General features: G+C 59.0%; 13 protein-coding genes and 8 tRNA genes. 2 read left to right on the top strand and 19 right to left on the bottom strand.

Annotated features, from left to right (window positions below):
- The first annotated feature begins 130 nt into the window (after nt 1–130).
- Nucleotides 131–1,804 (top strand): Hsp70 family protein, encoded by a 1,674-nt coding sequence (locus tag ACB034_RS13290; RefSeq protein WP_371173007.1) that lies wholly within the window; start codon nt 131–133, stop codon nt 1,802–1,804.
- Here the strand turns inward: ACB034_RS13290 and ACB034_RS13285 are convergent.
- The 7 genes from ACB034_RS13285 to pnuC form a co-directional block, all read right to left on the bottom strand.
- Complete coding sequence (locus tag ACB034_RS13285; protein ID WP_371173006.1) at nt 1,801–4,572, bottom strand: J domain-containing protein; 2,772 nt, start codon at nt 4,570–4,572, stop codon at nt 1,801–1,803. The two genes, ACB034_RS13290 and ACB034_RS13285, sit on opposite strands and share 4 nt — an antisense overlap.
- A 3-nt stretch (nt 4,573–4,575) precedes the next feature.
- Entirely contained in the window at nt 4,576–5,325 is a 750-nt protein-coding gene (locus tag ACB034_RS13280; protein WP_329602401.1) for a DUF1266 domain-containing protein, read from the bottom strand.
- A gap of 75 nt (nt 5,326–5,400) precedes the next feature.
- Nucleotides 5,401–6,321, bottom strand: a complete 921-nt coding sequence (locus ACB034_RS13275; protein WP_371173005.1) for an alpha/beta hydrolase — start codon at nt 6,319–6,321, stop codon at nt 5,401–5,403.
- A gap of 86 nt (nt 6,322–6,407) precedes the next feature.
- Nucleotides 6,408–6,734 carry a N(4)-acetylcytidine aminohydrolase gene (gene yqfB / locus ACB034_RS13270; protein ID WP_371173004.1) on the bottom strand — a complete coding sequence of 109 codons (327 nt, stop codon included), beginning with the start codon at nt 6,732–6,734 and terminating at the stop codon, nt 6,408–6,410.
- A 31-nt stretch (nt 6,735–6,765) separates the two neighbouring features.
- Complete coding sequence (locus tag ACB034_RS13265) at nt 6,766–7,437, bottom strand: Crp/Fnr family transcriptional regulator (RefSeq protein WP_042025642.1); 672 nt, start codon at nt 7,435–7,437, stop codon at nt 6,766–6,768.
- Nucleotides 7,438–7,541: 104 nt separating this feature from the next.
- A complete protein-coding gene (locus ACB034_RS13260) occupies nt 7,542–8,267 on the bottom strand; it encodes a nucleoside phosphorylase (RefSeq protein ID WP_371173003.1) in 726 nt (241 codons plus the stop codon).
- Nucleotides 8,268–8,270: 3 nt separating this feature from the next.
- Nucleotides 8,271–8,987, bottom strand: coding sequence for a nicotinamide riboside transporter PnuC (gene pnuC, locus ACB034_RS13255; RefSeq protein ID WP_042025640.1), 717 nt, complete (start codon nt 8,985–8,987; stop codon nt 8,271–8,273).
- A 260-nt stretch (nt 8,988–9,247) separates the two neighbouring features.
- Here pnuC and ACB034_RS13250 point away from each other — a divergent pair, with 260 nt between their 5' ends.
- Nucleotides 9,248–11,080, top strand: a complete 1,833-nt coding sequence (locus tag ACB034_RS13250; RefSeq protein WP_224211245.1) for an SLC13 family permease — start codon at nt 9,248–9,250, stop codon at nt 11,078–11,080.
- A 345-nt stretch (nt 11,081–11,425) separates the two neighbouring features.
- On the opposite strand, the gene ACB034_RS13245 is transcribed toward ACB034_RS13250, so the two are convergent.
- The 12 genes from ACB034_RS13245 to ACB034_RS13190 form a co-directional block, all read right to left on the bottom strand.
- Nucleotides 11,426–11,508 (bottom strand) — tRNA-Leu (locus tag ACB034_RS13245).
- Between the two features lie 38 nt (nt 11,509–11,546).
- Nucleotides 11,547–13,430 (bottom strand): reverse transcriptase domain-containing protein, encoded by a 1,884-nt coding sequence (locus tag ACB034_RS13240; protein WP_371173002.1) that lies wholly within the window; start codon nt 13,428–13,430, stop codon nt 11,547–11,549.
- Between the two features lie 512 nt (nt 13,431–13,942).
- Nucleotides 13,943–14,019 (bottom strand) — tRNA-Met (locus ACB034_RS13235).
- Between the two features lie 39 nt (nt 14,020–14,058).
- Nucleotides 14,059–14,133, bottom strand: a tRNA-Gln gene (locus ACB034_RS13230).
- A 44-nt stretch (nt 14,134–14,177) separates the two neighbouring features.
- Nucleotides 14,178–14,254 (bottom strand) — tRNA-Met (locus tag ACB034_RS13225).
- A gap of 39 nt (nt 14,255–14,293) precedes the next feature.
- A tRNA-Gln gene (locus tag ACB034_RS13220) sits at nt 14,294–14,368 on the bottom strand.
- Nucleotides 14,369–14,409: 41 nt separating this feature from the next.
- Nucleotides 14,410–14,484, bottom strand: a tRNA-Gln gene (locus ACB034_RS13215).
- A gap of 41 nt (nt 14,485–14,525) precedes the next feature.
- Nucleotides 14,526–14,600, bottom strand: a tRNA-Gln gene (locus tag ACB034_RS13210).
- Nucleotides 14,601–14,608: 8 nt separating this feature from the next.
- Nucleotides 14,609–14,685 (bottom strand) — tRNA-Met (locus ACB034_RS13205).
- Nucleotides 14,686–15,397: 712 nt separating this feature from the next.
- On the bottom strand, nt 15,398–16,489 hold the full coding sequence (gene ychF / locus ACB034_RS13200; protein WP_026457962.1) for a redox-regulated ATPase YchF: 1,092 nt from the start codon (nt 16,487–16,489) through the stop codon (nt 15,398–15,400).
- A gap of 60 nt (nt 16,490–16,549) precedes the next feature.
- Entirely contained in the window at nt 16,550–17,140 is a 591-nt protein-coding gene (gene pth / locus ACB034_RS13195; protein WP_026457963.1) for an aminoacyl-tRNA hydrolase, read from the bottom strand.
- A gap of 201 nt (nt 17,141–17,341) precedes the next feature.
- The gene (locus tag ACB034_RS13190) at nt 17,342–19,330 is read right to left on the bottom strand and encodes a bifunctional UDP-sugar hydrolase/5'-nucleotidase (RefSeq protein WP_371173001.1); all 1,989 of its coding nucleotides are present in this window, start codon (nt 19,328–19,330) and stop codon (nt 17,342–17,344) included.
- Nucleotides 19,331–19,375: the final 45 nt, after the last annotated feature.

The following is a 19,375-nucleotide window of genomic DNA, read 5'->3' as shown; positions in this document are numbered from 1 at the left end:
CGTGCGGCTCGGAAATGGACAATGAGGATGAGCAAAAGGGCTCAAAGATAGAGTTCCACTTGACTGCGAACAATATCCATCGCGACAATCCAGATTCTGAAATGGACTCAACATACGTAGAGGTATCGTCATGACAGCGGTTCCGACGCCGGCCATCGGCATCGATCTGGGGACAACCAACAGCGCGATTGCCGTGTGGCGAGATGGCAAGGCTCACCTCATTCCCAATGCCCATGGTGAGGAGCTGACGCCATCGATCGTCTGTATCGGTGAGGACGATACCCTGCTGGTGGGCCAGGCAGCGGCCACCCGCCTGCTGACTCATCCCTCCAATACCGCCTCCCACTTCAAGCGATTTCTCGGCAGCGAGCGGCGCTACCGGTTGGGCAAGGAGCAGTACAATCCGACCGAATTGTGCGCCTTGATACTGGGTAGTCTGAAGGCGGATGCCGAGGCCTGGCTTGGCCACGGGGTACGCGAGGTGGTCATCTCGGTGCCGGCCTATTTTGGCGATCAGCAGCGCAAGCAGGTTCGGCTGGCGGCCGAGCTGGCCGGGCTCGATGCCGTGCGCCTTATCAATGAGCCGACGGCAGCCGCCATGGCTTACAGCCTGCACGAGCAACACAGCCACCGCTTTCTGGTGTTTGACCTGGGGGGCGGCACCTTCGACGTGACCGTGGTGGAGTATCAGGATGGCATCATGGAGGTACGCGCCTCGGCGGGGGACAACCGGCTCGGTGGCGAGGACTTTACCCAGGATCTGGTCGATGCGGTGCTTGGCAGGCTCGACACAGATCGCGGCGAACTGACGCTCTCCCAACTCGGGCAAGTTTATCTGGCCTGCGAGCGGGCCAAACGTCATCGCAGTGGTAGCGGCCTTGAGGTCGAGCTTGGTGCGGAGTGGAACCGGACGTTCGGTTTCTCCGAAAGCGAGCTGGCCGACATCTGGCGCGAGACCCTCAACCGGCTGCGCAAGCCGCTGAGCCAGGCGCTCTCCGATGCGCGCCTGCGGCCCGACGAGGTCGACGAACTGATTTTTGTCGGTGGGGCGAGCCGCCAGAGCGAGGTGCAGCAAACGGCGGTGCGCCTGCTTGGTCGCTTTGGCTGCCACGAACTGGATCCGGATCGGGTGGTCGCCATGGGGGCTGCCATCCAGGCAGCCTGCCGCCTGCGCGACAGCGCGGTGGAAGAGCTCATCATGACCGACGTCTGCCCCTTCACGCTGGGTATCGCAGTCAGCCAGGGTGACCAGCATGGTATCTTCAGTCCCATCCTGGAGCGCAATATAGTGGTGCCGGCCTCACGGGTAGAGCGCTACCGCAGTGGCCACGAACAGCAGAGCTCGGTGTGCATCAGCATCTATCAGGGGGAGCGGTTCTGGGTGCGGGACAACCTGCATGTGGACGATCTCGAGATCCCGCTGCCGACCGGCAAGGGCATTCAGGAAGTGGACGTGCGCTTTAGCTACGACATCAACGGCATGCTGGAGGTGGACGTGACCCTGGTGAGTTCGGGTGAGCAGTTCCAGAAGGTGATAGACCGAAGTCCGGCTGGCGTGACCGAAGAGGGCAAGCGGGAGAGTCGCGAGCGGCTCGCACGCCTCAAGCAGCATCCGCGCGATGCGTTGCCCAATCTGACCCTGAGCGAGCGATTACAGCAACTCTATGAAGAGAGCATCGGTGACGAGCGTCGCCAGGTCGAACAGTGGCTGCTGCAGTTTGAACGGGTCCTGGCCAGCCAGGACCCGCAAGTCATCAACTCGTTCCGCCAGCAGATGAACAAACTGCTCAAGCAGTGGCACTAGTCGAGGATGTCGCTCAGCGACATCCTGCCCTGCTTGTAGAACTCCTTGGGCCAGCCACGGCGCAGTGCGCCCGGTCTTAGCCGGCCGCTCATGACGAGGTGGCCGAGCCACAGGGGGACCGCCAGCCAGGCGCTGTTGATGTAGAACGCGATGGCTAGCCAGATCAGGCTCCAGATCAGATAGTTCCGACTGGTACGCGGACGTGTCTGGGCTCGGCAGATATGCCACATCAGATAGAGATTCATGAACAGCATCGCCGCCATATCCAGACCGAGGGAATAATATTCCACCCAGTAGGGTGAGCCGGAGGCGAGGACTTCGCGCAGGGATGGTTCCAGTGGAAACACGAAGTAGGGCAGGATGGCGGACAGTATGCTGACGAACATCAGCTGTGCACCGCTTTGTAGCCTGAAACGCTTTCTGGCGTGTGCCCTGTCATGTTCAAGCTGGGCGTTGAGCTTGTCCTCCAGATAGCCCTGCACCAGAGAGCGCACCTCCTGCTGGGCTGGCGTTAGGTCGTCCCGTTGCTTGTAAAGCGGGTCGAGCTGACGGGCCTGAAAGCCATTTCTGCCAAAATCATGAGCCAGCATGGCCAGGGCATAACAGACGGGATAGACAAACTTGGCCGCCGCTTCGTTCGGGTGGTGTTTCTCAAGTTCTTCCAGCGTGGTGATATTGTCGGGGTCCTGTTGCAGGTAAGCGTAAATCAGCGACTCTTCGGCGTAGGGGTAGACTTCCAATGCCAACCCCTGTGCCTGGCGCAGTTTTTCGAGCCGTTCGCGCAGTGGTGTCAAAATGTAGCCATAGGCCTCGTTGCTTGCCTTGTGGCTGAGCAGCAGGTTCCACAGCACTATGGTGCAGGCCAGATCCGGTTCGTTATCCAGTCGTCGGTCGATCAGGGCTGCCAGGGCGGGCAGTTCGTTCAAGCGGGCGCGTTCGAGAAGCGCCTCGTCGCCGACATCGGAGCGTTTGAGGAGTTCGGTCTGGTTGCGCAGCTCCAGCGACAACACGTACTGCTTCGGCCAGCGGGCGCAGGCGTCCATGATGGCAGCCTGGTATAGGGTGGGCTGGGCACAGAGACGCAGGAGGGTGGAGAGCGGCGTGTCCTCCTGACTGGCCGGCAGTGAGCCCATCGACTGGCGAATGGCGTCGAGATGCTGTTTCGGCGTCCAGGGCCGGGCATAGTAGAACTGCGCCCAGCGAAAACAGCCGGGCCAGCTCTCGCCCTGCCAGGCATCGCTGAGCACCGTATCGCTGTAGTAGCGTTGATGGGAGAGACGGGCGCCCAGATGCATCCCCTGCATCATCCGCTCATCCCATCCTTCATTGTTGGCGCGCTGGGCGATGGCCTTGAACCAGGCGTCGGGCAGCAGCGGATAGCGGCGCAGGCACTCGAGCCACTGCTCCGGCGTGGCGCAGGCAATCTGCTCGGCACTGGGGGGCGCGATACTCAGCCAGTCATCGCTGCCATAGCGGGCAAGCAGTGTGTCAAGCAGGGGCAGTGCTGGCCGCTCGGCCAGTTTGCGGTGAGCGTGGCGTTGCAGCAGGCGTGCGAGGTACCGCCAGCCGCCCTCGGCCTCGGCCAGCTCGGGCTGTGTCAGTGCCGCTTCCAGTGCCTGCCAGGTGCCGTATTCGCTGTGCCACCAGAGGCGGGCCAGGGCACCACGTGTGCCGGGTAGCGCGTCCAGCGCCAGGGCGGTGAGCGGCATATTGTCAAACCCCAGCATCTGGTCGTGCAGCCACTCTTCCACGGGGTCCGGTTGCTGCCAAGGCAGCATCAGCCACTGGGGCTCCCAATAGGCGCTGCGCGAAGTGGGCCACTTCTGGGCGGTGGCAAATGCCTGCAGCCAGCGGGACAGCGCCTGATCGCTGCCCAGGTGCCACTGGATAAGGTGATTGGCGAGCAGCGCCTCGTGGTCTTTTTCTTCCAGTGCCTCGGCAACCTGCATCACCAGCTGTTCCTTGCCGCAGCGCAGGCTGGCGTCGGAGAGCAGGTGCCAGTCATCTTCGCTGAGGTGATCCTGCTCGAGCAGAGCCAGGGTGAGCGCAAGACGGTGGGTGGCATCACCGTCAGTACCGGCGGCATGGAGCGCGCGCAACTGCAGCCGGAGCAGATCCGGGTGGTCACCGACGATGGGCAGGGCATAGTGATAAATGAGCCCCAGCACGCTGTTGCGATCGCCGGCCTCGAGCGATAGCAGCAGTGGCTGATAGAAGGCCAGCACGGCGCGCTGACGGGCGTGGTCCAGGGTGGCAAGCCACTCCAGAGGGGCTGCCAGCGGCGCCTGACGCCACCAGTCGAGAAATTCCCCCTTCTTTTGCATGTCGCCGGCGAGGCGCAGCAGTGACGCCCAGTCGAGGGCTTGCCAGAGCCGCTCGATCACCGGTGCCGGCAACCATTGCCATTGAAAGATGCGTTGCAGTACCTCGTCCGACAGCTGGCTCTGCTGGACCAGCGAAAGCGATTGCAGCGATGTCTGCCACTTATCCCACTCGGTCATGACAAAGCGCCGGCTGGCATCGCCAAGCAGTTCAAGCAGGGCGGTCAGTTCAGCGGCGTCGGCCGGACGAACCAGCTCGGTCTGTGGCTTCGAGGCGTCACTCATGGCTGGACGCGGCCGGCTGGCCTCTTCATAAGCCTCACGCAGCAGGCGGAAGCCTTCGGGATCGTCTTCCGGGTGGCAGTCACGCAATTTGATATGGTAGGCGCGCTTGATGGCGGCCAGATCGTCGGTCTCTTGAAGCCCGAGTCGTTGCCAGATATCCATGATTTATTCCTGCGGCTCGCTGTTGAAGAGGTCAATGAGGCTTTGGGGCTGCTCTATGTCGGGTAGGGGTACCTCGTACCAGCTCTGCCCGTGGATCGGGTTCTCCTTATCCCTGAGCGCATCGGCCAGCATTGTCCTCATCTCCCTGGCAATCCAGCCGTGCAGCAGAGCCTGGGCGGCTTGCTCCGGCTCCCCCTCTTCATGACTGAATTTCCATAGGCAGCGGCCGGCATACCAGGCCTGGGTGTACTGTTCCCAGGAGCCATAACGCCGGCGGGCCTGATGGGCGAGGTGGTTGTGGATAAAGCCGAACTCTTCCTCGCTTACCCAACCTAATCTAAGTCCTTCCCGAGTCAGATAGGATGCGCGCCCATAGTCCCACGCCTGCACACCATGAGGGCCGATATAGGGGGCGGTACGAGCCACGAAGTCGAGTGAGGCGCGGTGACGCGGCGAGGTTGCGCGCTCTCGCATGGCTTGCCACTGGCTTGGTTGCAGGCAGTGAAAGGCGCCGTACTCCTCGAGCATGAGATGCCCGTGACAGTCGCCAAAGGCCAGCTGACGGACCTGCCGGTGCAAGTCGAGACGATTCTCAATGCCCCAGTCCTCTGCGAGTGTATCGGGCTCTTCGAGCCCCTCTCGCAGGGAGGTGGGCTTGAGGTATTCCCGCCACTCGGTCTGGAAGGCGATCTGCGGTGAGGTCAAAGTCAGCCACCATCTTTCGTGGGGAGCAAGGTTGGCACTATTAAGCATGGTCGGAAGCCAGTCGCGTTTGGAACAAGTTGTAGACTATAAAGTCGGACCAAAATGGATGCAATTGCAGCTGTTTTATAACTCCTTTATCAGTGCCGCGAGCCGGGCGATAAGTTGGCGAGCCGCCGGACTGACTCCTGCCAGCTGGAAGAAACCATGAATCACTCCGAGTTGCCGTTGGCAAGTGGCGCTCACTCCTGCTTGCAGCAGCTTGCGATAGAGGGCCTCTCCTTCGTCCCGCAGGGGATCGTATTCGGCGGTCACTATATGGGTCGGTGGCAGACCTTGAAGGGCAGGGTAGTGGAGCGGACTCGCCTGCGGATCGCTGGCGGGCAGTTTGCCCAGATAGGCCTGAAAACCGCTTAACAGCATGTCGCGGGTGATGAGGTAGTGGTCACCGAATTGGCGATAGCTTTCGCTCTCTCCCAGGGCATCGAGCATCGGATAGATGAGGATCTGGGCGGCCGGCAACGGGGCGCCTCTCTTCTTGAGGCGCAAGGTGGTCACGAGGGCAAGATGGCCGCCTGCACTGTCCCCGGCGAGCACGATGCGGTTCGGGTCTCCCTGCCACTTTGTGATATCCCCCATGATGGCAAGGGTTGCCGCCAAGGCATCATCATGGGCGGCCGGATAGGTATGCTCGGGGGCGAGGCGGGTGTGTATGGCAAACACCAGCGCATTGGCCCGGTTGCACAACATCCGCATCTGGCGGTCGTGGGTTTCGAACTCTCCACTGACAAAGCAGCCGCCATGAAAGTAGATCAGCGCAGGAGAAGGGGAGCGTGAGGGAGCGACGGGCTGATAGAGGCGGATGGCATAATGCTCTGTCTGCCACTCCTCAATGTTGCCTACTTCCTCCCGCTCACCACCCAGTTCGGCAGAGGCGAGGTAGCCTGCCCGCCTCTCTTCCCAGCTCAGATCACTTGCTTTGGGGCAACCCGCTGCAATGAAGTCTGCCACCATGGCCGCAATGGCCGGTTCAAGTTGTTTCTCCATGATGCATAATACCTGTATATAAAAACAGGCATTGTGCGCTTCCTATTCGGGAGCACAAGCGAAGCGGCATGCGGCGGTTCACAAAATCAGGTTTCAACCAGTTTGAATTCAATCACATAGAGTGGCGGCAGCGCGGGATAGATGACGCGGATCACCTCTTTCAGTTCGGCCAGGGTCATGTTCTCCTGGCGGGCGTGTTCCTCGCTCAGGGCGTCGAAGGCCACCGGCGTGACCGACAGTACCTCTATGGTGCCAAACGGCTGGTGCTCCGGGTTGGTGAAAAGAGCGAGGCGCTGGCCCGGTTGCCAGCCCGCTTCGCTCTCGTCGCGGATGGTGATGGTCTTGCGGCCCGCCTGGATATCGGCCACGAAACGGCTGAAGAAGGTGAACTCGGGGTAGCTGGAAACAGACATGGTGACTCCGATGGTGAGTAACAAATAAAGGTCAGAGGTCGAGATAGGCACGCAGCTTGTCGAGATCGGCGATGGCGGGGCCGTCGGGCCCCTCGCTCAGGATCCCCTGCTCGATCAGCTCCTTGAGAGCGCGGCGATAGACCCGCTCCGTGGTGCCGAAACGCGCCGCCTCACGGGCCCGTTTGCGCGACCCCAGCATGGGGGTGCGCTGGCGCTCGCGCCATAGCTCGAAGGCGATGTTGTAGGCGATGGGGTGCAGCAAGCGGCTGGTGGTGATCTCCAGGGTATCCAGGTAGTCACTGGCCAGGGCCGAAGCGAAGAAAAGGGTCAGTGCGGGTTCATCCAGCAGCCGCTGGGCCAGCTTGTGAGCGCAGATCACGCTGGCATCCAGCTCGGTCTCGGCCACCACGCTCCACTGCACCGGGGTGGCGCTGAAGAACTCCATCTCGCCGAAGATCTGGTGATGGCAGGCGATTTCCCCGAGCTGGAAGATGCGCCCCGAGTGCACAGTGCTGTTGAGGGAGACTCGCCCACTCTCCACCAGATAGAGGCATTCGCTCTGCTCCCCCTGGCACATGATGGGTTCCCCCGGCAGATAGCGGCGCAGATGCAGGCTGCACTCGGCCAGCGCCGCGGCAAAGCGGGGTTCGAGGGCCTTGAGTTCGGCGTGAAAGCGCCCGATGGGGTAGGGCTGTCGCTGCATGGCAAACCTGATGAACCGGATGAAGGGGCATGAGGCTAGCAAGAGCGCGGGCCGGATACCAGCCCGCGTCAGGCGGGATGTGCCGCAGTTAACGGTTTGCGGCGTTATTGCACCAGTGCCTCGAGGGCGGCGGTGGCGGCGAGCCGCTCGGCAGCCATCATGGCCTGCTCGGCGCTGGCGTAGTCGCCCACCCCCTGCTGCACATCCTGTTCGAACGGTACCACGTTGCAGAGCACGGCGGCGACCCGCACCTGGCGAAAGCGCCCCACCGTCAGGAGCGATGCGGTCTCCATGTCGGCGCCGAGCACGCCCCGCTGATGCCAGTAGCGGCACACCTCCAGCTCGTCATCCCGGTAGAAGCTGTCGTGGGAGCGCACCAGCCCGTGCCAGTGGGGATGGCCGCTGGTGGCGATATGGTCGAGCAGGGTGGCTTGCAGCCGAATATCAGCGCAGGCGGGGTACTCGGCGGGCAGATAGGCCAGGGAGGCGCCGTCATGACGAATGGCCCCTTCCACCACGATAAGATCCCCCAGCGCTATCTTATGCTGCAGGGCACCGGCGGAGCCGACCCGGACTAGAGTGCGAGCGCCGGATTGCACCAGCTCCTCCAGGGCGATGATGGCAGAAGCCCCGCCGATGCCGGTACTGCAGACGGTAATGGCTTGCCCCCGGTAGTGACCGTTGAGCAGGCGAAATTCCCGATGCTGGCCGAGCGACTCGCACTGCTCTAGCTGGCTGGCGATGCGGTCGACCCGGGCCGGGTCGCCGCACAGCACCACCCGTTCGGCAATCTGATCCGGGCGGCATTGCAGATGGGGTAACAGGGTCATGGCTCAGGCCCCTTGTTGCTGGCGTTTGGCGGCCAACACCCAGAGGCGGGTGCCGTTGGCGGCGATGAACAGCAGGATCAGGTACTCCAGGGACATGGCGTAGACCCCCTGGGCGGCGTAGATGCCGACGCTGATGATGTTGATGACGACCCACAGGATCCAGTTCTCCACGTACTTGCGGGTCATCAGGATCTGGGCGACCACGGAGAGCACCGTCATGGTGGCATCCCAGAACGGGAAGGCGTCGGGCTGTGGCTCTGGCAGCGTCAGACCGGCGCCGAAGGCGTTGAGCAGGGAGACAGAAGTGCGAGCCAAAGTGGCAAAGACAGGGTCGATATAGCGGGTCAGCAGGGCGATGGCCAGCACGCTTACCAGCGCGGTGGCGATGAGCTTGGGTTTGCTGAGCCAGCGGATCTGCAGGTGGTCACCCTGATCGTTGGTCGGGCGGGTCCAGGCGTACCAGCCATAGAGGTTGGCGCAGAAGAAGAACAGCTGCAGCAGCAACAGGCCGTAGAGCTGGATCTGGAAGAAGATGATGGCGAACAGGGTGACGTTGATGAGACCGAACAGGTAGTTGATGGTCTTCTCCTGGCTGGCCAGCCAGATGCAGGCCAGCCCAAACAGGGTGCCGATAGCTTCGATCCATGACATGGCGTAGCCACCGCCCAGGGGGATGGTCACCAGGGTGTGATTGATACTGAACCACTCGAATATGCTCATTTGCTTGTCCTTGGCAGTGTGGAATGACGCGAGGTGGCCATTCTAGGGCCGATGCGGATCGCGGGGCAGGACTTTTGTCCGCCCCCGGCTTGCGTCATATCAAAGAAATCGCCAGTGATGTCCCTATTCAAGCCTTGATGAGTTATGGCTCATCAGGGGCCGGGGTTTATTGATATGTAACAAGACGATAGCGCTCAGGCTGTGGTCTGATAGAGTCCACTCTTCGGGAGGATAAACCGGGCGGTAAAATGGAGGTGTCATTGAATTCCGAGTTGATCTGGGTGCTCTGCCTGCTGGCCGGGGCCATCTATCTCTTCATGACCAACAAGGTGCGCATGGATGTGGTCGCCCTCGGAGTGGTCATCCTGTTCGTGCTGAGCGACACCCTGACCCTGCAGGAGGCGCTGGCGGGCTTCAGCGACCCCAACGTCATCCTGATCGCCGCCCTGTTCGTGGTGGGGGAGGGGCTGGTACGCACCGGCATCGCCTATCAGGTGGGTGACTGGCTGGTGAAGGTGGCGGGAAACAGCGAAACCCGTTTGCTGGTGCTGCTTATGGTGGCGGTGGCGACCCTCGGCGCCGTGATGAGCTCGACCGGTGTGGTGGCCATCTTCATCCCCGTGGTGCTGAGCGTGGCGAACCGGATGGAGATACCGGCGGGCCGGCTGATGATGCCGCTCGGCTTTGCCGGCCTTATCAGCGGCATGATGACGCTGGTGGCGACGCCCCCCAACATGGTGGTCAACAGCGAGATGATGCGCCATGGCATCCACGGTTTCACCTTCTTCAGCTTCACCCCTCTCGGGGCTCTGATCCTGGTGTGCGGTCTGGGTTACATGCTGCTGGTGCGCGGCTCTCTGGTACGGCAGGGGGAGTCCGGCGTCAGCAAGGGGCCGGGGCGGCGCACCCTGCGCGATCTTATCCGCGATTATCGCCTGACCGGTCGGGCTCGCCGGCTGGGGCTGAGACCCGATTCCCCCCTGATTGGTCATACCCTGGACGAGCTGCAGCTGCGCGCCCGCTTTGGCGCCAACGTCATCGGGGTGGAGCGCTGGCGCAAATTCCGCCGGGTGATGGTGCCCGTCTCCGGCATCAGCGAGTTTCAGGCCCGGGACGTGCTGCTGATCGACATGTCCGATCCCGGGGTAGATGTCCGACACTTCTGCAGCGAGGCGCGGCTCGAACCCATGATACTGCGCGGCGAATACTTCTCGGATCAGGCGCGGGAGGTGGGTATGGCGGAGGTCTCCCTCATCCCCGAATCCAATCTGCTGGGCAAGAGCATCCGCGAGGTGGCGTTTCGCTCCACCTATGGCCTGAGTGTGGTGGGGATCCGCCGCGACGGGGAGGCGCTGGCGGGCAAGCTGGTGGACGAGCCGCTGCTGATGGGGGATACCCTGCTGGTGGTGGGCAACTGGAGCCATATCCGGCAGTTGCAGACCCATAGCCGCGATTTTCTGCTGATGGGACTACCGGCCGAGGTGGACGAGATGGCGCCCGCCCGCAGCCAGGCCATTCACGCCCTGATCGCGCTCGGGGTGATGATACTGCTGATGGTGACCGATCCCGTGCCCAACGTGATTGCGGCCCTCATCGCTTGCCTGCTGATGGGCAAGTTCCGCTGCATCGACATGGAGAGCGCCTACAAGTCCATTCACTGGCCAACCCTGATCCTTATCGTCGGCATGCTCCCCTTTGCGCTGGCACTGCAAAAGACTGGCGGGGTGGATCTTATCGTCGATGGTCTGATGGCGCTGGTGGGCAACATGGGGCCCAGGGTGATGCTGGCCAGCCTGTTTGCCCTGTGTGCCGTGATCGGACTCTTTATTTCCAACACGGCGACGGCGGTGCTGATGGCGCCCATTGCGCTGGGGACGGCCCAGCAGATGGGGGTCTCTCCCTATCCGTTTGCCATGACCATCGCCATTGCCGCCTCGGCCGCCTTCATGACGCCGGTCTCGTCACCGGTCAACACCCTGGTGCTGGGGCCAGGCAACTACAGCTTCGCTGACTTCATCCGCATCGGCGTTCCCTTCACCCTGCTGGTGATGGGGGTGAGCGTGGTGGCGATCCCCTGGTTTTTCCCGTTCTGAACTGGAACCTGAACGATGGCGGCCTGCGGGCCGCTTTTTTATGGACAAGCCGGACGATGGGCGTCGTGACAATCGAAAAGGAGAAAAGAGAGAACAGGGGGGAAGAGGCAAATGCCACATACAAAAAAACCAGCCTAGGCTGGTCTGTTTGATGACGCTTTTCAATGGTGCGGAAGGAGAGACTCGAACTCTCACGCCTAGGGCGCCAGAGTAGGATCACAGGCCATGCCATGTCCAATTAAGGGGTTAGGCTACAGCAAGTTTCCTCCGAACTGTACGTGCGACTTTCATCGCATACAGCTCTCCAGTTAACACTTCGACTAGAGCAGTAATTAATAAACAAATTGGTGCGGGAGGTGGGACTCGAACCCACACACCAAAGGTACTGGCACCTAAAGCCAGCGCGTCTACCATTTCACCACTCCCGCTCTCATACCGGATATATATACCGTTGAGGTCGGTAATATCATATCACTGCGGGATTAAAGTGCAAGTCTTTTAATGCCTTGCCATCATATTTCCCGTTATGTATTTGAACGTGGCATTTGCGGCATACAGGAATCTGTTTCCTGTTGATGTCAGCCATAATGCGATTGAAGCCCGATACTACAGTCTTATTTCCTTTCCTAAGGTGTCTGACGTGATGCATGTTTATGTTGTCCGAGGAACCACATACACAACATTTCATCAGCAGCCTAGAACTGGTCTGTTTCGCATATCTTGTAAATAGCGAATCAGGGTCTCTAGGGTTAGTGTTAAAGACACCAACTGTTTTTGCGAATGAGCATTCCCAATAGTCGGTTACTTTTACTCTACCCTTGACTTCCCGAATGACCTTAAGGCTACGTCCCCTCTTCTGAAATTGAGCCTTCATGGAGGTTCTGTATTTGTGCGCCAGAGTCTTGGCTAGGGACATCCTTAACAGATAGTCCACATACGCTAGGAAGCGCAAATTCATCACAGGTCTGTAGTAATTTACCCAACCCCTCTTAATAGCGCTGTATCTCCTCACTATTTCATCAGGGTCGAGATGCACATAGCTTCTCTTAGATTGTGCAAAGGGTTTACCGTCCTTAATGGTGATGAATCTTTCCTCCTTGAGGGATTCCAAGAGTTCATCTCCATCTAGCCAGAGTCTTACATTGGAGTTTCCGACCCTTCTTCTGTGACTAAAGTCAGAGTATTCTGGCTCTATCTTCTGAATTAGGGCTTCCTTGTAATTAGCTACTCCAACAAGGAATCCCAAGAATTTCGCTTTGCCTGTGCTATGCGTAATTTTGGTTTTTTCCATGCTGAGTTCAAGGTTTAATGTTCCCTTAAGGAACTCTCCAGCTTGTTCTCTGACTTTGACGGCTAGTTCTTTACTGCCAGTGATCCCGATTAACCAGTCATCTGCGTATCTTATGTACCTGACCCTGACAAAATCTGGGTCGTATTGGTCATTTGACGGCAGTTGATCTAACCTGGCGCTCAGATCCTTAAATCTCTCCAAGTCTTTTCCTGCGGGTTTGCCTTCGCACTTGTTCAATAGGTAGCTGCGTTTTCTAACCACACTTCTGTACTCTGGATTAGGTTTTCTGCGGAGTCCTTTTGATAGGTCTGCACAGAGTTTTTCCGCCCATGTATCAAATTCGTGTAGATAGATGTTAGCAAGCATTGGGCTGATGATCCCACCTTGCGGTGTACCAAGTCTTGTGGACTTAAACTGCCCTTTTTCTACGTATCCGGCTTTGAGGAATTTCCTGATTAGACTGATGAATCGGTCGTCAGAAATCTTCCGTCTAAGCAATGAGATTAGAATTTCGTGGTCAATATCATCAAAGAAGCTTTTAATGTCTCCTTCGATAAACCATTTTGTTCCGCTCCACTTGCAGACTTCTTCCATTGCCGTGTGGGTGCTTCGACTTTCCCTAAACCCGTGACTGAGGTCACTAAAGATTGGGTTATTAGGAGCATCATAGATACATTCTAGGATCAGGCGAACGCTTTCCTGGACAAGTTTATCTTTGACGGAGGGGATACCGAGTGGGCGTTGTTTCCCATTTTTCTTGGGAATAAATACCCGTAGAGAGGGTGTAGGCTTGTAGCTTTCATCCTTAAGCTCGCTGATGGTCACTTCGATGTTTCTCAGTGACGCACCATCGATGGTTTCACCATCGATTCCCTTGGTCATGTTGCCAGGTGCAGATTTAATCTTCTCATAGGCCAAAATGTGAAGTTCTGGCTTGAGTAGCAGACGATATAGGTCTTTATTAACCCAATCTCTGCGGGCATTCAATTCCCGAAGCTTGTCTAATCTATTATAGGCTGTTGAGTCATCCGACCCACCTACAAATTTGATTTCGACCATTAACCTGCCCCCCTTCCAATAAATCTCCCGACTTTATGTACTATGAGGGCTCCGTAGTCATATCAGTTTCCCGACTTAGACTATCCCGCAGTTACCTGGCAAACGAAGTATTGGGTTAGGTGCTCTGTTCGTTCCTTGAGTCTCTTCATTAGAGCAGCGCATTGGAGGAAGTATCCGTCAACTGAGGTCCTATTAACGAATTCCAATGTAAAGGATTTCAGACTTGATTTCCTTAGGGGCCGCGACTCCCCCGCCTCAGAACTGGAGTTCAGGCAGTATAGCTTTCACCTTACCAATCTTAGCTCGCTACGCCTTTTCGAGGGCAAGTCTCCCTCTCAACATAGCTTTAACGACATGCTGTGTTCCCTTATGAGGTTTCCCTCTCCGGTAAGTCGTTGCTTTATACCCTAACTTCCAGGGCAGGGTAACGTTTTACCCATCGTTTTACCACGCCGCAGCGGCGCACACCTAAATCTGGTGCGTCTACCAATTTCGCCACTTCCGCAAATTGATGGTGGCTATGACGGGATTCGAACCTGTGACCCCCGCATTATGAGTGCGATGCTCTAACCAACTGAGCTACATAGCCGTTTGTTATCAACCACCTGAGTGGAAGAGAACATAAAAATGGCTGGGGTACTAGGATTCGAACCTAGGGATGGCGAGATCAAAACCCGCTGCCTTACCGCTTGGCGATACCCCAACAGCGTTCTTCACAATCCTGAGATTGAAAGGAACATTTTAAAATGGTGGCTATGACGGGATTCGAACCTGTGACCCCCGCATTATGAGTGCGATGCTCTAACCAACTGAGCTACATAGCCGTTTGTTATCAACCACCTAAGTGGAAGAGAACAGAAAAATGGCTGGGGTACTAGGATTCGAACCTAGGGATGGCGAGATCAAAACCCGCTGCCTTACCGCTTGGCGATACCCCAACAGTGATGCCTGACAGAGACTATCAAACATCTTTTAAAAATGGCTGGGGCACTAGGATTCGAACCTAGGTATGGCGAGATCAAAACCCGCTGCCTTACCGCTTGGCGATGCCCCAACAGCGATGCCTGACAGAGACTATCAAACATCTTTAAAAAATGGCTGGGGTACTAGGATTCGAACCTAGGAATGGCGAGATCAAAACCCGCTGCCTTACCGCTTGGCGATACCCCAACTAGAGATGGTGGCTATGACGGGATTCGAACCTGTGACCCCCGCATTATGAGTGCGATGCTCTAACCAACTGAGCTACATAGCCAACCTTGCTTCCGGTGAGTCGTTACCTCGTCACCGTGCGGGCCGAATTATGCGTATCTGGCTCTGGGGCGTCAACCCTTTTTTTGCCAGAAAAACTCAATTTGAGTGCGTTTGACCAGTTATTGGCCTCTGTTGCGCAAAAGCCCAACAATCTGCATTTTTTTAAATCATTCCCACTCTTTCGGCAAGCAGGATACAGTAAAACTCGGGCGTGGAATTGCTGCACTGTCATGAGGTTAGGGTGAAGAGAGCGAGCTTGCAGCCATTTGCCATGGATTCTGTCGTCACAATGATCATTCTCCATGAGTTGCATCGTTTAAAATCAGCCGTTTGGTGCCTCCGGCTGGAAGATAAATGCGCTTTGTATCGGGTTGCTGGAGGCAAATATGCTGTGAGGCCGTTTTTGCCTGCTTCAATCGGGCAGAGGGGGTGGGGATTTTCGCTGCTCCTCTGGGCAAGGTAATAGAGGGCTCAGTGGCAGGGGGGCGGATCCCGTGCTGGCCTGCTGTTGGATGTCGCTCTCATCCGTAGGGCTGTCCTCACAGTAAACGCAGGGTAGCAGGGGTTGCTCAAGGGGCTGGGGGATAGGGAGGATGGAGAAGAAACAGGGGGAATCGCTAAAGAAGAAGCCCATCCGTTGCCGGATGGGCTTCTGGTTGTCTGCCGTATTACCTTGGTCCGGGCCTGTTGACCCGTAGTAAAGGGAAACGCGATTAGACGTTGAACAGGAAGTTCATGATATCGCCATCCTTGACGATGTAGTCTTTCCCTTCGGCGCGCATCTTGCCCGCTTCCTTGGCGCCCTGCTCACCCTTGTAGGTGATGAAGTCTTCAAAGGCGATGGTCTGGGCACGGATAAAGCCCTTCTCGAAGTCGGTGTGGATCTTGCCTGCCGCCTGCGGGGCAGTGGCGCCGACCGGGATGGTCCAGGCGCGAACCTCTTTCACACCGGCGGTGAAGTAGGTCTGCAGGTTCAGCAGCTGGTAGCCGGAGCGGATCACCCGGTTCAGGCCCGGCTCTTCGATACCCAGATCAGCCATGAATTCGGCGCGGTCTTCATCATCCAGCTCGGCGATGTCCGCCTCGATGGCGCAGCAGACCACGACCACTACCGCGTTCTCGGCGGCGGCGATTTCACGCACCTTGTCCAGATAGGGGTTGTTCTCGAAACCATCTTCCGCCACGTTGGCGATGTACATGGTGGGCTTCAAGGTCAGGAAGTTGAGGTGGCTGACGGCGGCCAGCTCTTCCTTGTCCAGCTTCATGCCGCGGATCATCTGGCCGTTTTCCAGGGCCACCTTGATCTTCTCCAGCACTTCCACTTCCAGCTTGGCATCCTTGTCGCCGCCTTTGGCCCGCTTGGCCTGACGGTGGATGGCGCGCTCGCAGGCATCCAGGTCGGAGAGGGCCAGCTCGGTGTTGATCACCTCGATGTCATCGGCCGGGGAGACCTTGCCGGCAACGTGAATGATGTTTTCGTCGTCGAAGCAGCGCACCACGTGGCCGATCGCTTCGGTTTCACGGATGTTGGCCAGGAACTGGTTGCCCAGACCTTCGCCCTTGGAGGCACCGGCAACCAGACCGGCGATGTCCACGAATTCCATGGTGGTTGGCAGGACACGCTGGGGCTTGACGATCTCGGCCAGGGCATCAAGGCGGGGATCCGGCATCGGCACCACGCCAGTGTTCGGCTCGATGGTGCAGAACGGGAAGTTGGCGGCTTCGATACCGGCCTTGGTCAGCGCGTTGAACAGGGTGGATTTGCCTACATTGGGCAGGCCCACGATACCGCATTTAAAACCCATGGATTGTTACCTTATTGATGGATGCTGTAAGGGACGCCCGCAGGCGGCCCGTGTCATGCTTTATTCGGCCTTGAAGCTGTGCAAGCGGTTCATGGCCTTGGTCATATCTTGTTTGAACAGGATGTCGGTGGCGCGCAGGGATTCATCCAGCGCGGCGTCGATCAGGTTCTGTTCGCTGCTCGGTGCCTTGGTCAGCACGAAACCGGCAACTTGCTCCTTGGCGCCGGGATGACCGATCCCGAGGCGCAGCCGGAAGAAGTTATTGTTGTTGCCCATCTTGGCGATGATGTCCTTGAGGCCGTTGTGGCCGCCGTGGCCACCACCCTGCTTGAACTTGGCGATGCCCGGAGGCAGGTCAAGCTCGTCGTGGGCAACCAGAATGGCTTCCGGTTCAATCTGATAGAAGCGTGCCAGCGCGGCGACCGCCTTGCCCGAGAGGTTCATGTAGGTGTTCGGGATGAGCAGTCGCACATCCTGCCCCTCGACCTGGATACGGGCAGTGTGGCCGAAGAACTTGGGCTCTTCACGCAGGCTGGCATTGTGCCAGCGGGCCAGTTGCTCCACGTACCAGGCACCCGCATTGTGGCGGGTCTTGGCATACTCCGGGCCGGGATTGCCCAGACCCACGATCAGTTTGATTTGGCTTGTCACGCTTGATGTCTTCACTCGCAGCTGTCCTGGGTACACTACCCAGGGCAATAGGACGCAATATTCTAGCCGCCGAGTGGCGATCACTCAACCGATGTGCACGGGGTGCCCATGAAATGGCGGGATCTGCCCGCGATTTGGCGGCCAACGTTCGGCAAACGGGCCTCTTGCAAGAGGCCCGTGCCGGTTCATCTCGTGGCGCCTTTATTTGGCGCGCAGCAGGGTGACCGTCTCCTCGTCCAGGGCGGTCAGGTTGGGGCGCGCCTCGCGCACGTACTGCACGAAGGAGGCGGCGTCAGTGCCGCAATCCACCCCTTTTGCCTTGCAATCGAGCGCCTTGCCGTCGGCATAGATGGCATTGAGCCGCTCGCCGCTTTGCCCCACCTTGAGCACCGGGAAGGCGGCCAGCTTGCCGTTGACGCTGGCGATGTCGACCCGCTCGCTCTGCTGGCGCTGGGCATCGGCCAGGGCCTGCCAGCCATCATTGCCATTGGCGCTGTAGGCATTCATTACCACCCGGTAGCGCTGGTCATCCATCAGATCCTGCCACTGGCCATCGGCCGTCTGGTATTGCAGTTGGGTGAGGGTGCCCGCCTTGCCTGTCTCTGTCTCCTGGAAGGTGTAACGCAGGTGGCCGCCATAGGGGAACTTGCCGGCGTGGGCGCTGGCGGGCAGGGTGGCAGTGATGGTTTCGCTCAAGAGGGCACGCACATCGGCACCGGTCAGGCTCAGCACCGCGAGCTGGTTCTTGAACGGCAGCAGGGTGAGGGCACTGTCCCCTTCGCGCCATTCGCCGGCCGGCAGATCGGCGCGCACGCCACCCACCGCCACCAGGGCGAAATCCACCGGACCACCGGTCAGGGCTTGCACCGCCGGGGTGTTGGCCCAGTAATACTGCCCTTCGGCGACCAGGGGGGCGACATCCGAGCCGTGGCTGTCGCTGCCGTTGTCGCCGGGGCGACGGGCATTTTGCAGCTGGGCGGGGATGGTGCCGATCACCGGGCCATAGGCTTTATCCAGTGCCGGTTTGTAGTGGCTGTCGATGATGCCGCGCAGGCGCGGATCCTCATCTACGGTCACCAGGTTGGGCTGGTTGTCGATGAACTGGCTAGCCTTTTTACTGCCCTGCTTGTCGAGGGGTTGGCTGCGGGCCGGATCGGCGAAGAAGTCGTGGCTGGCCAGCAGGCTGTTGTTGCCCTGGCAATCCTGCACCTGCCCCTGGCTGTCGAAACTTACCTGGGCCAGACCGATGGCCTGGGCGTAGGAGCCCGCCTGCACCACGCAGGTCTTGCCGATGCCGTCCGGATTGGTCACCAGCTTGGCGTACTCGCCGGTTTTGCCCCAGCCGATATTGCGAAAATCGCCGAGCAGGCTGTGGGAGTGGCCGCCGACGATGGCATCAATACCGTTGACCTTGGCCGCCAGCGCCAGATCTCGCTCGTTGCCGATGTGGGTCAGGGCGACGATCTGGTGAATGCCTTTGGCCTGCAGCATGTCGACCGTGGCCTGGGCCGATGCCACTTCCTTGTCAAAGCGCAGTTTCCCCACGTTGGGGGCGATATTGCCCATGTCTTCCAGCACCAGTCCCATCACGGCGACCAGTTGCTTGCCTTGCGGCAGGTTGTCGAGATCGGTGACCGGGCTTTTCTGGTTGCCGTCGAAGGCATAGACGACAAAGGGCTTGAGATTGCTGACCTTGCTCAGGGCCGGATCGTCACGGGTATCCAGGTTGGCAGCCAGCACCGGGAAGTTGACCCCCTCGATGAAGCGGGCCAGCTTCTGGTTGTCGAGATCGAATTCGTGGTTGCCGAGCGCCATGGCATCAAGGCCGAACTGGCTTAGCAACTCGGCGTTGGCCATCCCCTCGTTGAGCTTGAAGTAGCCGCTGCCCTGCCAGGCATCGCCGCCGTGCAGCAGCAGCAGGGGCTGGTTCTTGGCCAGCGCTTCGGCCTGGTAGGCCTTTGCCATGGTGAGCAGGCGCGGATAGCCGCCAAAGCGGGTGTAGAGGGTGTCCGTCTCCTCGTCCTTGTTGAAGATATGTCCCGTCAGCTCGGCGTTGACCGGATCGAACTGGGAGTGGGTGTCGTTCATGTGTGCCAGGGCCAGCACGAAGGGCTGGTTCTCTTTGGCTGGCTGACAGGCGAACAGGGCGGAGGTGAGGGTTGCGAGCAGGAGAGGACGCAAGCAATTCATGGACAAATCCTTAATCCTGCCGGGGGCAGGGTAGTACCAGATATC

Source organism: Aeromonas sp. S18(2024), from assembly GCF_041402525.1.
Taxonomy (GTDB): domain Bacteria; phylum Pseudomonadota; class Gammaproteobacteria; order Enterobacterales; family Aeromonadaceae; genus Aeromonas; species Aeromonas enteropelogenes.
The sequence above is the reverse complement of the archived record's forward strand: the minus strand, read 5'-3'. Positions and strand labels throughout refer to the sequence as shown.

Excerpts from the sequence above, each read along its gene's own strand:
- ACB034_RS13275 (WP_371173005.1), bottom strand. The coding sequence starts at position 6,321 with ATGGAGAAACAACTTGAACCGGCCATTGCGGCCATGGTGGCAGACTTC.
- ACB034_RS13260 (WP_371173003.1), bottom strand. The coding sequence starts at position 8,267 with ATGACCCTGTTACCCCATCTGCAATGCCGCCCGGATCAGATTGCCGAA.
- ACB034_RS13190 (WP_371173001.1), bottom strand. The coding sequence starts at position 19,330 with ATGAATTGCTTGCGTCCTCTCCTGCTCGCAACCCTCACCTCCGCCCTG.
- pnuC (WP_042025640.1), bottom strand. The coding sequence starts at position 8,987 with ATGAGCATATTCGAGTGGTTCAGTATCAATCACACCCTGGTGACCATC.
- ACB034_RS13280 (WP_329602401.1), bottom strand. The coding sequence starts at position 5,325 with ATGCTTAATAGTGCCAACCTTGCTCCCCACGAAAGATGGTGGCTGACT.
- ACB034_RS13285 (WP_371173006.1), bottom strand. The coding sequence starts at position 4,572 with ATGGATATCTGGCAACGACTCGGGCTTCAAGAGACCGACGATCTGGCC.
- ACB034_RS13240 (WP_371173002.1), bottom strand. The coding sequence starts at position 13,430 with ATGGTCGAAATCAAATTTGTAGGTGGGTCGGATGACTCAACAGCCTAT.
- ACB034_RS13265 (WP_042025642.1), bottom strand. The coding sequence starts at position 7,437 with ATGCAGCGACAGCCCTACCCCATCGGGCGCTTTCACGCCGAACTCAAG.
- ACB034_RS13290 (WP_371173007.1), top strand. The coding sequence starts at position 131 with ATGACAGCGGTTCCGACGCCGGCCATCGGCATCGATCTGGGGACAACC.
- ychF (WP_026457962.1), bottom strand. The coding sequence starts at position 16,489 with ATGGGTTTTAAATGCGGTATCGTGGGCCTGCCCAATGTAGGCAAATCC.
- yqfB (WP_371173004.1), bottom strand. The coding sequence starts at position 6,734 with ATGTCTGTTTCCAGCTACCCCGAGTTCACCTTCTTCAGCCGTTTCGTG.